This is a genomic window from Paenibacillus sp. DCT19, assembly GCF_003268635.1.
GTDB lineage: Bacteria > Bacillota > Bacilli > Paenibacillales > Paenibacillaceae > Paenibacillus.
On the sequence record NZ_CP029639.1, the window covers coordinates 5,962,392 to 5,977,539 of the forward strand.

General features: G+C 46.7%; 14 protein-coding genes. All 14 read right to left on the reverse strand.

All coding sequences use genetic code 11. From position 1 onward, the window contains the following. Positions 1 to 12: 12 nt before the first annotated feature. Entirely contained in the window at positions 13 to 897 is an 885-nt protein-coding gene (locus DMB88_RS27130; RefSeq protein WP_128103783.1) for a flagellar hook-basal body protein, read from the reverse strand. Between the two features lie 102 nt (positions 898 to 999). After that, complete coding sequence (locus DMB88_RS27135; RefSeq protein WP_056693831.1) at positions 1,000 to 1,998, reverse strand: rod shape-determining protein; 999 nt, start codon at positions 1,996 to 1,998, stop codon at positions 1,000 to 1,002. 218 nt (positions 1,999 to 2,216) lie between these two features. Then, the gene (spoIIID, locus tag DMB88_RS27140; protein WP_024632710.1) at positions 2,217 to 2,504 is read right to left on the reverse strand and encodes a sporulation transcriptional regulator SpoIIID; all 288 of its coding nucleotides are present in this window, start codon (positions 2,502 to 2,504) and stop codon (positions 2,217 to 2,219) included. A 171-nt stretch (positions 2,505 to 2,675) separates the two neighbouring features. Next, positions 2,676 to 3,413 carry a stage II sporulation protein SpoIIQ gene (locus tag DMB88_RS27145; RefSeq protein ID WP_128103784.1) on the reverse strand — a complete coding sequence of 246 codons (738 nt, stop codon included), beginning with the start codon at positions 3,411 to 3,413 and terminating at the stop codon, positions 2,676 to 2,678. 933 nt (positions 3,414 to 4,346) lie between these two features. Next, positions 4,347 to 5,702, reverse strand: a complete 1,356-nt coding sequence (gene spoIID / locus DMB88_RS27150) for a stage II sporulation protein D (protein ID WP_128103785.1) — start codon at positions 5,700 to 5,702, stop codon at positions 4,347 to 4,349. Between the two features lie 488 nt (positions 5,703 to 6,190). Then, positions 6,191 to 7,537 (reverse strand): UDP-N-acetylglucosamine 1-carboxyvinyltransferase, encoded by a 1,347-nt coding sequence (gene murA / locus DMB88_RS27155; RefSeq protein WP_128104626.1) that lies wholly within the window; start codon positions 7,535 to 7,537, stop codon positions 6,191 to 6,193. A gap of 520 nt (positions 7,538 to 8,057) precedes the next feature. Continuing rightward, the gene (locus DMB88_RS27160) at positions 8,058 to 8,315 is read right to left on the reverse strand and encodes a DUF1146 family protein (RefSeq protein WP_128103786.1); all 258 of its coding nucleotides are present in this window, start codon (positions 8,313 to 8,315) and stop codon (positions 8,058 to 8,060) included. Positions 8,316 to 9,077: 762 nt separating this feature from the next. After that, positions 9,078 to 9,482 carry a F0F1 ATP synthase subunit epsilon gene (locus DMB88_RS27165; RefSeq protein WP_128103787.1) on the reverse strand — a complete coding sequence of 135 codons (405 nt, stop codon included), beginning with the start codon at positions 9,480 to 9,482 and terminating at the stop codon, positions 9,078 to 9,080. A 64-nt stretch (positions 9,483 to 9,546) separates the two neighbouring features. Then, on the reverse strand, positions 9,547 to 10,950 hold the full coding sequence (gene atpD / locus DMB88_RS27170; protein WP_095359962.1) for a F0F1 ATP synthase subunit beta: 1,404 nt from the start codon (positions 10,948 to 10,950) through the stop codon (positions 9,547 to 9,549). A gap of 94 nt (positions 10,951 to 11,044) precedes the next feature. Next, positions 11,045 to 11,917 (reverse strand): ATP synthase F1 subunit gamma, encoded by an 873-nt coding sequence (gene atpG / locus DMB88_RS27175; protein ID WP_128103788.1) that lies wholly within the window; start codon positions 11,915 to 11,917, stop codon positions 11,045 to 11,047. Positions 11,918 to 12,168: 251 nt separating this feature from the next. Beyond that, complete coding sequence (gene atpA, locus DMB88_RS27180) at positions 12,169 to 13,683, reverse strand: F0F1 ATP synthase subunit alpha (protein ID WP_128103789.1); 1,515 nt, start codon at positions 13,681 to 13,683, stop codon at positions 12,169 to 12,171. Positions 13,684 to 13,699: 16 nt separating this feature from the next. Next, positions 13,700 to 14,248 carry a F0F1 ATP synthase subunit delta gene (locus DMB88_RS27185; protein WP_128103790.1) on the reverse strand — a complete coding sequence of 183 codons (549 nt, stop codon included), beginning with the start codon at positions 14,246 to 14,248 and terminating at the stop codon, positions 13,700 to 13,702. Then, positions 14,245 to 14,733: a F0F1 ATP synthase subunit B gene (gene atpF, locus DMB88_RS27190; RefSeq protein WP_128103791.1), complete on the reverse strand. Its 489-nt coding sequence runs from the start codon at positions 14,731 to 14,733 to the stop codon at positions 14,245 to 14,247. The genes DMB88_RS27185 and atpF overlap by 4 nt, the downstream gene beginning before the upstream one ends. Positions 14,734 to 14,849: 116 nt before the next feature. After that, positions 14,850 to 15,074, reverse strand: a complete 225-nt coding sequence (atpE, locus tag DMB88_RS27195) for a F0F1 ATP synthase subunit C (RefSeq protein ID WP_017691934.1) — start codon at positions 15,072 to 15,074, stop codon at positions 14,850 to 14,852. Positions 15,075 to 15,148 lie beyond the last annotated feature (74 nt).

A 15,148-nucleotide genomic window follows, 5' to 3' on the forward strand; every position in this document is an offset into this window, starting at 1 on the left:
CTACGATTGACGTTATACACGTCCAACTTCATTAACGGCCTTTTCTAAACTTCGGTCATAGAACTGTACAATTTTCTGATTGGCCTCATACGCACGGAATGCAGCATTCATATCCACCGTTGCTTGAGATGCATCCACATTGGAGCCCTCCAAGTAACCTTGACGGATCTGAACGTTATCCCCTGCAGCCATCATTCTCGCCGTTGCACCGCCCTGTTCGTCCAGGCTGAAGTTACCGTCACCTTGACGTACCAACTGATTCGGCAGATCAACCACGCTAATTCCAAGTGTAACGCCTGTTGGTGCACCTGTAGCTGCATTCACGAGACGACCTTGCTCATCCACTTTAAATTGCTCCACGGAACCTGTCAACACGACAGGTTGTCCATTATTATCCAACACTTGTGAGCCCGTCGAGCTCAGCAATTGTCCTGTTCCCGTAACAGTGAAATGTCCATCACGCGTATATCTTGTATTACCATCTGCATCCTGTACCGTAAAATACGCTTGTGGTTGGTACGTAACAGTACCATCTTCTCTCACAAACTTGCCTGATGCATCAAATGGTACAGGTTGTCCCGTCTGTGGATCGTTTACCACCAAATTAGATGAAATGGCAAAATCACTCTTCTGCCCGCTCTCTCTAATCGCACCTTGCACATTCATGGACAAGCTCTCTTCGGCAAATACACCTGAGTTCAATCTACCCAACCGCTTTGTTGGAGTATTCGCATCTCCGCCCACCAAAGTAATGAGCATTTCCGGGAAAGAACGGCTGACACTGCTCACCTGTTTGTATCCCGTTGTGTTCATATTCACGATATTCTGCGTTGCTGTGTCATGGCGACGTTGTTGCGTAAGCATTCCTGCGGTGGCCGTATATAGACCTCTTAACATGGTTGATCCCCTCTCCTCAAGCGCTTGTCCTGCATGGCAGGCTTATGGCTTATCCGTTCTTAACCCGAGCATGGGCGAACCTTTGTTGATTATATCGGCAGATTAGAATTTTTTCTTAACCACTTGATCCAAATTATTGAGCATAATGCCTGTTCCTTTTACAACACAGTGCATTGGATCCTCTGCTACCCATACCGGTACATGCAATTCATTCGATAACAGCTCGTCCAATCCGTTCAATAGCGCACCCCCGCCAGTCAACACAACACCACGGTCAATGATGTCCGCTGATAATTCAGGTGGTGTCCGCTCCAATACGGACTTCGCCGCAACGATAATGGATTGCACAGAATCCCATAGCGCTTCTTGTACTTCATGGCCTGACACGGTTACGGTAATTGGAAGACCTGTTACCATATCACGTCCACGGATATCCATCTCCGTTTGGCGTCCGCCTGGGTGCACAGAACCAATCGCAATCTTCAGATCCTCGGCTGTACGTTCACCGATCATGAGCTTATATTTGGCTTTGATAAACTTGATTATTGCTTCGTCGAACTTGTCCCCTGCAACTTTAATAGAAGAGGCGGTGACTACGTCGCCCATAGACAGGACTGCAACGTCAGTCGTTCCGCCGCCGATATCCACGACCATATTGCCGCTCGGCTGAAAAATATCCATGCCTGCACCGATCGCTGCCGCTTTCGGTTCTTCTTCTAGGAATACTTCTTTGGCACCGCTGCGCTCAGCAGCTTCACGAATTGCCTTCTGCTCTACGGAAGTAATATTGGTCGGCGCGCAGATCAAAATCCGTGGGTGGCTGTACCAGCTTCTCGCCCCCACACGGTTAATGAAATGTCTGAGCATCGCTTCCGTAATCTCGAAGTCCGCAATAACGCCGTCACGCAGCGGTCTGATGGCAACAATGTTACCTGGAGTACGCCCCACCATACGACGCGCTTCTTCCCCAACAGCAAGGACCCGCTTCGTATCGCTTTCAATGGTCACAACGGAAGGTTCATCGAGGACAACCCCGCTTCCTTTCACGTGAATTAGCACGTTCGCCGTGCCAAGATCAATACCGATATCCTTGCTTAACATAAAAGAGCCCCCAAAGTGATATTATTTGGTCAGCGTATCCTGTGAAAAAGAGTCCCTTATCACGTCACCGCTCGTTCGACAAAGTGCAACATATATATGTAAAAATCGGGCTGATAAGATGTCATAATTCGATCCTGTACCAGCTTTTAACATATCATACTTCAGGGAGGGATTCAATCCAAGTTTGAGCTTTTTGGCCTATGTCTTGTCAAAGATGATTACGATTTTGCAGAAGCCAACACTTCACGCTTTTTTCCACTCGTTTTTTTGTATTTGATCTTGGTCGCTTCCCCGCCCCGCAAATGACGGATCGACTTGTGGTACTCCAAAATGTGTTTCACCTGGTCAGCAAGATCAGGGTTGATTTCCGGCAAACGCTCCGTCAGATCCTTATGCACAGTACTCTTTGACACGCCGAATTCCTTGGCTATGGTACGGACCGTATTTCTTGTCTCAACAATGCAGCGACCAATTTTGATGGTCCGTTCCTTGATGTAATCGTGCACGCTCCCGCCTCCCTACTGTGTGGATAGTTTGGTACATTATATGAGGAGCATGCCTATATATTCGCGGTTTAGAGGTGTGACAAGCTTCGAAGGTCCCATAATTTTCAGAAAACGTAAAAAAAGCAGAGGGAACGTTCCCTCTGCCTTCGGCGTACTGCGGTAAAAAATCAATTATTTTTCCGGGAGAAATCCTTTTGGGTTAACCGGCTGTCCGTCTTCGTAAACTTCGAAGTGCAGATGGTTGCCAAGCGTTTTGCCAAGCTCATTCACGCCAGCTGATGCAATCGCATCCCCTTGCTTCACTTCGTCATTTTCTTTTACTTTTACATCGGACAAGCTCTGGTATACCGTCTTGAGGTTCTCGTCGTGCGTAATTTCCACAACTTGACCTGTCAGCGGATTTTGCTCAACCCGGGTTACTTTTCCACTAAGCGCTGCTTTTACTTCAAACGACTTGTTATCTCCTCTTGCCAGGTCTACACCGGTATTCGGGATAAACGTATCGTTATACTGTACCATCGCAGCTTCATGCTCTTCCGTCGAACCTTCGTTTTCATAGAAAGGCTTCACAATCGATACTTCCGAAGGGCTCGCTACTGGCCATACAAAACTCTCCGACTTCGCAACTACTTCCACACTTTCCTGTTCGCCATCAACGACAGCTGTTTCTTCTGTACCCTTGGTGCCGGTTTCTACTACACCTGCTGGATCCGAGTTAAGCGCTTGTTCGCTTGTTCCCTGATAGACCCACACTAAGGTTAGTATAATACCTGCTGCTGCGATGTAGGCTGCTGGGAACACCCAACGTTTGGACATTGCTCTTTTCCATGAAGAGGGCTGGCTAGCCGGTACTCCTTGTGTTGTTTTAGGAGTTTCTTCTTGGACTGTTTTTTTGTTTTGTTCATTCATCTTGATCACCTCAGTAACAAGTGTTACCGGGTGCAACTCTTTTATACACGCGCGACTCTAATTATTTTCATAAAAATTTCAGAGAGTACTATATACGGGGGAATAACGGTTACCCTAGACCACTCCACAGCCAGAGCAATCTTCCGATCGCTGTTATCCCCAGATTTCCTTTATACCTTTTTTCAAAGGTTGAAATCCCGGGATAAAGGCGAGCACTCCGTTTCTCCAGATTATCTCTGTCCGCTCCGTTCAGGCGCAACAATGCATACCATCCGATATAGGCAAAGCTTGAAAGTTTTAAGACGGGGCGGGTAGTAGGATAGGATGACATAGATGTGCAGTTGGTATGCGCTCCGCTCCGGTGACAGAAAACCTTTCTACTCGCTGTTATCCCCGGATTTCCTGATTATAATCTCCTAAGGAAGAAATCCGGGGATAAAGGCGGACGCTTCGCTTCTACAGGCCTTTTCTGTCCCCTACGCTCACCCAACACTCGCACTCTCCCTCCGATGATATAGTCAAAGCTTGAAAGTTTTAAGGATAGGCGGGCAGGTGGGGTAGGATGGAGTAAATAGTATGCACTGGTTGAGTTCCTAATTCGCTAACTTGTCGTTGGTGCACTGAATGAGCCAGTAATTTGCTAGTTTGGGAGTTGATGCAACGGCTAAGTTATCGATTCGTTAGAGATGGCTGGACACACCAAGCATGTTATATCTCTAACGAACTCAGATGACCTTATTGGTGAGAAAATGGCATCCAGAGAATTCTAACGAATCGTCGACACGCTAATCACTCATTTGGCCACTATGATTGCACTAATTCTGTGGTTTTTCTCGCTATAACACTTCTGAGGTTCGTTAGAATTTCCAATCGCGGTGATAGAGCCTAATAAGGTCTCTCAGATTCGTTAAACACCAACGGCACCCATCTCATCTACTTCGATGCCAGTATCTTGGATGCCTGTCCGAAGGATATGCCGGTGTAGTAGTGTTTGAGGATCTGCGTTGCAGTGTGGCCCTCTTGCGCCATGCCATTAGCTCCCCACTGACTCATGCCTACACCGTGACCGTATCCATAGGTTGTGAACTCGATCTCGTCGCCATCGTTCTTCCAACTGAATTGACTCGATCGGAGTCCAAGTAGGTTCCTAACTTCAGGGCCGCTGAATGTCTGACCGGCAATCTGCATTTCTTTAATCCGGTGTCCCTTTGTTGTAGACAGCACTTCCATCCAGGCACTTCCCTTTTGAGCTGATACGGGTATTGCACTGGCGCTCAGATTTAACTTTTGCAACACTTCACTGCGCTTCATCGTAACAGTCTCCTCGAATCTCGGGGCGATCTTCTTGTCCCACGGGCTGTCTACACTTTTGAGATAAGGTACAACATTGCCCCATACATCTTCTGCATTCTCGGTATACCCATTACTGGTTGAGAAAAAGGAAGCTGTGATCGCTTTACCCTGATATGTCATGACCGCATCACGGCTCTCGCGAATGGCTTGCTCTAGCTTCTCCCAATCTTCCGCTTTGCCGAGCCGCGTCCATTCAGCCTTCGCTTGATCTGGTGGGATAAATACTTGGTGACTTACCGTATCGGTAACGTCTGCATCACCCGAGGGCACGCCACTTGTATCATTCGCCGCCAATCTTCTGACGATAAACGTGCGAGCTGCAATGGCTTGAGCCTTCAACGCTTCCAGTCTGAACTCAGCTGGCATCTCGGCCGCAACCACGCCGGATACGTACTTCTCCAGCGGCAGTTCCATCGTTGTACCTGTTGCCGACAGATATACCCGTACATTAGGCTCTGGATACGTTACAGGTACAGCAGGAGTGGGTGCTGGAGTAGATATACTATTGGCGGTAGGTGATGCTGGTACCGATTTAACCGGGTCATCTGCTCGCGGCCAGACCAGAATAACAGGGATTAGCAAAGCGAGCGTAAGTAGTGTAGTTGCTGCTGCAACAGGCTGCCAACGTGGAGCCTTGTGTCTTCCCCACCGATTCCCTCGTCCAAATGTCCGCATTCGTCGCCGCTTCACAGGGCGGAAATGATCCAGTTCAATAACAGGTACATGCATCTGGCCTGTTGTATCATCTTCTGATGTGTCTACCCTCGCTTTGCGTGGAGCAGATGTTGTCACTGAGCCGACGGATGCCAACCGAATAGGTTTCACCGAGGCTAGCTTGTCATTTTCCAAACCTGAATTAGAAGATTGTTCCCCTTGATCTGTAGTTCCTGGGCGAGGGACAAGAGGTACCTTAACCTGTACGCGTGCTTCTTTCATTTCGACATAACCCTCCGTTGTCCACGAGTGACTGTGCACCGGCCTAATTTGTTCAATTCCATAGTTTAGGGTATGAGTTGAATCGATCTGATAGAACAATATTTAAGAGAAAGACACTTCTCTTCTATTCTTTCATTCGGGCATCTATATGCACATTCTGCATTGAAAAATATTGATCTGACGCGATGTTCCGCTTCCTAGTTCCCTATTTACTCACTCCGTTCCCAGCGTTTCCGGCTCTTCTCTCACGTTCAAAATCAGTCCGGGATTAAATGTTATGGTACACATAGATTAGGATCAGCTATTAATAGAATCTGGTACTTATATCAACACCGAAGCGTGATCTTTACTCCAAAAAAAGACAAAAAAAAGCCAAGCCCAGTGGGCTCAGCTTGGTTGGTTCATTTCTCCAATACAGTTCATGCGTTATTCGCATGACCACGCACAACAACAGTTCAGCACAGCGAACAACTATGCATACATCAATGTTAAGCCAAAGTTGGTTGTACCTTGAACAAAGGCACTTCTTCTTCAACTTTATCATGGGATGCTTTCGCTGCATCGAGCTTAGGCTCTTCAACGGAAATCCGATAAATATCGGCTCCAAGACCATTCAGCTTCTCAGCCAAATGAACATAACCACGATCGATGTGATGAACACCGCCCACTTCTGTTGTACCTTCAGCAACAAGACCCGCGATAATAAGTGCGGCACCCGCACGCAAATCGGTAGCTGTTACTTTAGCACCCTTCAGCTTGGCGTTACCGGTAATAATAGAAGAGCGACCTTCTACTTTGATCTCCGCATTCATCAGTTGGAATTCATCCACATGCATGAAGCGGTTCTCAAATACCGTCTCGGTTACTACGCTAGTTCCTTCGGAAGCCAGCAATAGTGCCATCATCTGAGACTGCATATCCGTCGGGAAGCCAGGGTATGGTAATGTTTTCACATCTACCGCCTTGAGTGGACGATCTGCGATAACTCGAACTCCGTTCTCGTCAGGTTGAATCGTTACACCCATCTCTTCCATCTTCGCAATAACCGATCCCAAGTGGTCAGAGATTGCACCTTCAATGTAGACGTCACCACCGGAGATTGCAGCAGCAGCCATGTACGTTCCTGCTTCAACCCGGTCTGGAATAACGGTGTGTCTAACACCAGAAAGCTTCTCTACACCCTCGATCCGAATTACACCAGTTCCAGCACCGCGCACTTTAGCTCCCATTCCATTCAGGAAGTTCGCGAGATCCACGATTTCTGGCTCTTTAGCGGCGTTCTCCAGAACAGTCACGCCTTCAGCCAATGTTGCAGCCATCATAATATTTTGAGTAGCACCCACAGATGCCACATCTAGATAAATTTTAGCACCACGTAGTCGACCTTGACTGCGTGCTTCTATATAACCTTGACCCAGACTGATCTCCGCACCCATAGCTTCAAAGCCTTTGAGATGTTGATCAATAGGTCGTGTACCGATGGCACATCCACCAGGAAGCGAAATTCTCGTGTGACCCATACGTGTAAGTAGTGGTCCCATTACCAAAAATGACGCCCGCATTTTACTTACCCACTCATACGGAGCTTCACAGGAAGTAAGTTTTTCCGCATTTACGGTAATCACTTCGTCCCGGTATGTAACACCCGCTCCTAGCGATTCCAACACCTTGTTAATCGTCATCACATCGTCTAGAGGAGGTGCGTCAATAATAACGCTTTGTCCTTCTTCCCCTAAGAGAGAGGCAGCGATGATCGGAAGAACAGAATTTTTAGCGCCGCTAACTTTGACACTTCCGGTCAACCTTTTGCCACCGCGGACGATAAATTTGCTCATCATGGTTCCCTCCGCGCGTTTATTCCCTTTTCTTCATTCCGGAATACGTGTAGCCCTTCTTGCAGAAGGACTGTTGCTGTGTGTGGAATTCCGACATATCATGGCAAAATATACCATCGATGTCTGCTCAGAAAAGAATTGGTTTATAGTTCAAAAATTTGATGATGACACAGCCGAATCAAGTGCATAATCCCTTGTTAAACAAGACATATGGATCGGCGAAGAATAAAAACTGACGGTTGGGATAATTTTCAGCCGGATTCAACCGGAGATCCCGTTTATAGCCTTATAAATAGTGAACATTTGTGATTTCCCTAACTTCCATCATAACATTGTTGAATTGTTCGATACAAGCATTTTTACATAAAACATCTCAAAATCATCCAATTTCACGTCACATTTTTTTCGTAATTAGCACGTCGACAATCCATACTCTAATTGTTAACACAATTAATCGATGTTATTCGACAATGACCCTACTCTAAAGAGCCTAAGAGTGAATTAACCAACCATCTCAAGATTAAAACAAATGACGCAACATTTGTGTCCATGACAGGTAATCGATAACGAAACCTGAAACGGCATGACCTAGGATGATGGCGAGTAATAGGTGTAGCAACCTTCCCTGAGCTCCTCTAGGCTGTCTGATCACTACATCCAGCTTCAAGTTCTGCAGAGCCCACCAAGACAACGCTATGCACATCAGTGAGACGATAATCGAAACGAGACCATTTGTACTTAGAGCCTGGTTTACCTGATTCGTCAGATCAGTATCCATATATTCATTACCTCCACATTTGTTGCAGCGACCCGCGCAAATTTGCTTGTCATCCTTTGAAGTAGCCTTATAAGGATAATCTGATAATTAACACGGCATACACTGAGCCTATTTGGTTAGAGAGCCGCCAAGCGGATTCTCCACTGCCCAATCACTGAGTAACAACAAACTGGCTATGAATGACTATGAATTTCATCCCTGCAACTGCGTCTAATGCTGACTCTATGGAATATAGGCTCTTTCATCATACATTGTCAATTACATTGATTTCCACTTCGGAAATATTCTAAATGAAATTATTCGGGATTTTGGTACTAAAACGACATAAAAGAGCGCTATTTTGATATCAAGCTTGTCATTTCCTCGGAAATAATTTGGTTTTTGGTCTACAAAAATGGTTCTTACCACTTCGTTATCGTCATTACTTTAGTCCTATATCCTATTCATGCCCACCCAAACGGTGATTGTCATCTCAACAATTTAATATATTTAAAATGCAACTTTACCGTGCAACACTATTGTCTAGCTATCCACATATGTAGGTATCCGAACTGTAAATCGATGCTCAAAATTGATGCGATCTCATTGTATGCAACAGTCGTGACTCTACAGAACAATCTGTACAGATCTATTGTACCCTTCTTCCTTTTCAAAAGGGCAAACAGACATAAAAGCAAATTCACCTCAATATAATCGGCTTAGATGTCACCTGTACACGTCAAAAAAGCCTGGCGGAACAAGCCGCCAGACTTATTGAATCGCTTATTTGCCGAATACGTTAATCCGGTTAACCGCTTTTTGCAGAGCAATCTCTGCACGACGGTGATCAAAGTGATCCTGGTTGCTTTGGCTAGCAAGCCGGCGTTCTGCCCGCTCTTTGGCCGCACGCGCACGATCCACATCGATATTTTCCGGAAACTCGGCACTCTCTGCAAGTACAACCACTTTGTCTTTACGGACTTCGATGAAACCACCGCCAATAGCGACTTGTTTCGTCTCTTTTCCGTTTTTGATCAAGATTGGTGCGATTTGCAAAGGTGTGACCATAGGGATATGTCCTGGCAAAATACCCAGTTCCCCTTCAACACCACGAGCGCTGATACTATTAACCTGTTCGGAGTAGACCAGACGCTCAGGGGTTACAATCTCCAACAAAAAGGTGCTCAATTCCATCCCTCCTGAAAACTATCCGAAGGATAGCTCGCTTCATAAGGACAATCCTGGATTCAGATTATACCAGTGTTTTGGCTTTCTCCACTGCCTCTTCAATTGTACCCACAAAGAGGAATGCTGCTTCCGGAAGATCGTCATGCTTGCCTTCGAGAATTTCTTTAAAGCTGCGCACCGTTTCTTTAACCGGAACGTATTTACCCGGAATACCGTTAAATGCTTCAGCAACGTGGAAAGGCTGGGACAAGAAACGTTGAATTTTACGCGCACGATAAACGAGCGCTCTATCTTCCTCGCTGAGCTCGTCCATACCCAAGATTGCAATGATATCTTGCAGCTCGTTGTAACGAGCCAAGATACGCTTAACGCCTTGAGCAACGCTGTAGTGTTCTTCACCTACAACTTCTGGTGCCAAGATCCGTGAGCTGGATGCAAGTGGATCTACCGCAGGGTAGATACCCATCTCGGAGATTTTACGCTCCAAGTTCGTTGTTGCGTCCAAGTGAGCAAACGTTGTTGCAGGAGCCGGGTCAGTATAGTCATCCGCAGGTACGTAGATCGCCTGGATGGATGTAACCGATCCTTTTTTGGTAGAAGTGATACGCTCTTGCAATTGACCCATCTCTGTAGCCAGCGTAGGCTGGTAACCTACCGCGGATGGCATACGACCAAGCAAGGCAGATACTTCTGAACCCGCTTGAGTGAAACGGAAGATATTATCGATAAAGAGCAACACGTCACGGCCTTCTTCATCACGGAAATATTCCGCCATTGTCAGACCTGTGAGGGCTACACGAAGACGTGCGCCTGGAGGCTCGTTCATTTGTCCGAAGACCATTGCTGTTTTGTTGATAACGCCGGAATCACTCATCTCGTGATACAAGTCGTTACCTTCACGTGTACGCTCACCAACACCGGCAAATACGGAGATACCGCCGTGCTCTTGTGCGATGTTGTTGATCAGCTCTTGAATCGTTACCGTTTTACCTACACCGGCACCACCGAAGAGACCGATTTTACCACCTTTCGCATAAGGCGCGAGCAAGTCGATAACTTTGATTCCTGTCTCCAGCATCTCTGCTTGGGTAGTCAGTTCATCAAATGCAGGAGCTGAACGGTGAATCGGGTTCTTGTGTTCAGCAGCTACTGTACCACCAGTATCGATTGCTTCGCCGAGTACGTTAAATACACGACCCAGTGTCGCTTCTCCGACTGGTACAGAGATTGGAGCTCCAGTATCTACTGCTTCCATACCACGAACGAGACCGTCCGTAGAGGACATCGCGATACAACGTACCCGGTTGTCACCCAGATGTTTCGAAGCTTCGAGTGTAAGACTTACACTTACGCCGCTCTCACTTACTGTAGTGATCGTAATGGCATTGAGGATTTCCGGCAGACCGCCGCGATCAAACTCGACGTCAACAACCGGACCCATGATGCTCACAACGCGTCCTTTGTTCATCTTAACGTTCCCCTCCTACAAGCCTGCTACTTTTGCAAAAATAATGTCCGTTCGTTTATCTTTGCTCTGCAAGCCTTCATTAATAAAAAAACGATTATCCTTGTGCTGCGTTGGCACCTGCCACAATTTCAGTAATCTCCTGCGTAATCGCCGCTTGACGGGCACGGTTATAAGTCAATGACAAGTCATTAATGAGTTTAGATGCATTTTTCGTTGCATTACCCATTGCCGTCATTTTCGCGCCTAGCTCACTCGCCTTACCGTTCAGAAGTGCACCATAGATCAGCGTCTCCGCATAACGCGGTAGCAAAACCTCAAGTACAGCTTCAGCAGACGGCTCGTATTCGTAGCTCGCTGTTGGTCCTTCCGTAGCAGACACCTCAGGTGTTTCCATTGGAAGAAGTTTCTCTACCGTAGGAATCTGGGTCAACGCATTCACAAAGCGGTTATAACAAATGTACAATTCATCAAAATGAGCCAGTTCAAACCCATGAACAGCTTCGTGTGCAATGGATTTGATGTCTGCAAATGAAGGTGAATCCGACAGATCCGTTGTTGTGGATGCCATCGCAATTTCACGACGTCTGAAGTAGTCGCGTCCCTTACGTCCAATGACGAACAATTCGTAATCATCCTGAGAGGTGTGGCGTTCCTTGAGCGTCTGGTTAACCTGACGCAGAACGTTCGCATTGTAACCACCTGCAAGACCACGATCCGATGTAATGATTAGATAAGCTGTCTTTTTGACCGGACGGCTCTCTAACATTGGATGCTGAATACCTTGCGTACTGGATGCAATACTAGCTACAACTTCTTTCAGCTTCTCCGAATAAGGACGGGCTGCCTCAGCTTTTTCCTGCGCTTTACGCAGTTTTGCAGCTGCAACCATCTCCATTGCTTTGGTGATCTGCTTGGTGCTTTGTACGCTTTTAATTTGCCGCTTAATTTCGCGCATGCCTTTTGCCATGATTTCACCACCTCAAAACTTTGGCAGAACCAAAGTTACTTCGTAAGCATTCACACAGTTTTGACAAAGTCAAAACTACATCGTAAGCATAACCTTTACTTTGGCAAAGCCAAAGTTACTTCGTAAGCCTCAACACTCTTTCTGACCAAGTCAAAACTAGATCATAAGCATTATCTTACTTTGACAGAGTCAAAGTTTTACATGCAGACATGCGGAATCGGTTAACAACTCCGCAGACTGCAATCATCTATTTAGACAGAGACAGCGAAGCTCTTTCTGAACTTCTCGATTGCACCTTTCAGTGCGTTTTCGTTGTCTGAAGTCAATTCTTTTGTATCACGGATGGATGCGAGAATCTCTGGATGTGTGCTCTCCATGAACGCAAGGAACTCATGTTCAAAACGAGTAACATCACCTGTTGGAATCTCATCCAAGAATCCTTTAACAGCAGTGTACAAGCTGACAACCTGTTGTTCTACAGGCAGCGGCTGGTTAACACCTTGTTTCAGGATTTCCATCATGCGTGCACCACGATTCAGACGAGCCTGAGTCGCTTTATCCAGATCGGAACCGAACTGGGAGAACGCTTGAAGCTCACGATATTGAGCGAGGTCGAGACGCAGGGAACCTGCAACCTTTTTCATCGCTTTGATCTGAGCAGAACCACCGACACGGGATACGGAGATACCTACGTTGATCGCCGGGCGTTGTCCAGCATTGAACAAGTCGGCTTCCAAGAAGATCTGTCCGTCCGTGATGGAAATTACGTTCGTTGGAATGTAAGCAGATACGTCGGAAGCTTGTGTTTCAATGAACGGCAGTGCGGTTAAAGAACCACCACCCAGTTCATCATTCAGCTTCGCAGCACGCTCCAGCAAACGGGAGTGCAGATAGAAGACGTCACCCGGATAAGCCTCACGGCCCGGTGGACGACGAAGCAACAAGGAAAGCTCACGATAAGCAGAAGCTTGTTTAGTCAAGTCATCATAGATAACCAGAACGTGCTCGCCTTTGTACATGAAGTACTCACCCATCGAACAACCGGAATACGGTGCGATGTACAAGAGTGGTGATGGATCAGAAGCTGCTGCAGTTACAACGATTGTGTACTCCATTGCTCCTTTACGACGAAGAGTTTCCACAACCTGTGCAACCGTAGATTGTTTCTGACCAATAGCCACATAGATACACTTCATGCCGCTACCTTTTTGGTTCAAGATGGCATCAATCGCGATGGATGTTTTACCCGTTTGACGGTCACCGATGATCAACTCACGTTGTCCGCGACCGATAGGTACCATTGCGTCAATGGCTTTGATCCCAGTCTGCATCGGCTCATGAACCGATTTACGATCCATTACGCCTGGTGCTTTACCTTCAACCGGACGGAATTCCGTTGTAGCGATTGGCCCTTTGCCATCCACTGGAATACCGAGCGGGTTCACAACGCGCCCAATCAATGCTTCGCCTACAGGCACTTGCATGATCTGACCAGTACGCTTAACTTGGTCGCCTTCACGAATATCATAGTAAGGTCCAAGGATAACGACACCGACGTTGCTTTCTTCTACGTTCATGGCGAGTCCCATAACACCGCTTGGGAATTCAACCAACTCGTTGGACATTACGTTCTCAAGTCCGTAAACACGAGCAATACCATCACCAACCTCGATAACCGTTCCGACTTCGACTACATCGATATCGGTCTTGTATTGTTCGATTTGGCTCTTAATTAATGTACTGATTTCTTCTGGTTTGATACTCAAGTGTCCTCACCCCAATCTACTGTACTCGTCTGTTAAAAGACTGCTCAAGACGTTCGAGCTTGCCAGCCAAGCTGCCGTCATAGATCGTATCGCCAATGGCGACTTTCAATCCGCCCAGCAGAGTCGGATCAACAAAATTCTCGATACGAATCTTTTTATTCACACGGCCACCGAATTCACGAGCAACCGCTTCTTTTTCCTCATCATTCAATGCATAAGTTGAGTATACACGCGCATCAGCAATCCCGAGCGACTCGCCCTGAATCCTCCGATAATCATTCAGCAAGTCTTCCAGCAATTCAACGCGTCCGCGTTCAATTAACAGTAAGACTGTGCGAAGGACAGACTCGGATACCTTGCCATCAAGACTTGAGTGAAGCACGTTCCGTTTAGCTTCATCAGAGATATTAGGAGATACGATAAACTTCTGGATATCGGAATCACCAGTCAATGCACTGACAACGGCGCGCAGCTCTTGTTCAACCTCAAGTACTTGTTGTTGCTGAAGAGCAACTTCGAACAATGCTTTCGCATAACGTTTGGCAACAATCGTATCGCGGCTCATTGTCGGCCTCCTACCTCATTGAGGTATTGGTTCACAAGCTCTTCTTGTGCAGGACCGTTCTCAACTTCTTTTTTAATCAATTTGGATGCAATCTGAACGGAAGCGGTACCCAGTTCGCTGCGAAGCGCTGCGACTGCTTTGTTCTTCTCGCTCTCGATTTCGCGTACTGCGTCGTCTTTCAGACGATTAGCTTCCGCTTTGGCATCAGCCAAAATTGATTCAGCTTGTTTGCCACCCGTTTGTTTCGATTGTTCAATGATGTCGTAAGCATCTTGACGTGCTTGCTCAAGAGCTTGTTTTTGCTCCTCCACATAGGCGATCGCCTGTTCCCGAGTCTGAGCAGCCTCATTCATCTGCGACAGCACGAGTTCACGACGTTTTTCCATAATGGAGAACAATGGACCAAAAGCGTAACGGCTAAGCAGCCAATATAAGATTGCGAATGCAATAATCGCAAGAAGCGTATTTTCCCATACGAAACTCAATCTGTTCACTCCTTCCTGGAGGTATCCTTGAAACGTTCATCCGCTAGTAACGGATATTACCTAAAAAGAAGGCGCGGACGGCTGTGGCCTTCCCCGCCAAACCTTTATCAATTTAATTAAGCCATACCGTAGAACATGAACGCGAGTACCACACCGATGATCGGCAATACCTCGATCAAACCTACACCGATAAACATCGTTGTTTGAAGAGTGGATTTAGCTTCCGGTTGACGGGCAATACCTTCCACCGTTTTGCTGATTACCATACCGTTACCAATACCTGCGCCAAATGCGCCCAGTCCTGCAACAATTGCTGCTGCGATTAATGCCATTGCTCCCATTTGTATATCCTCCTTAAAATTATAAATCGAATTTTTTATTGTTCAGCCTGATGAAGAAATCTTCGAAGGCTTGA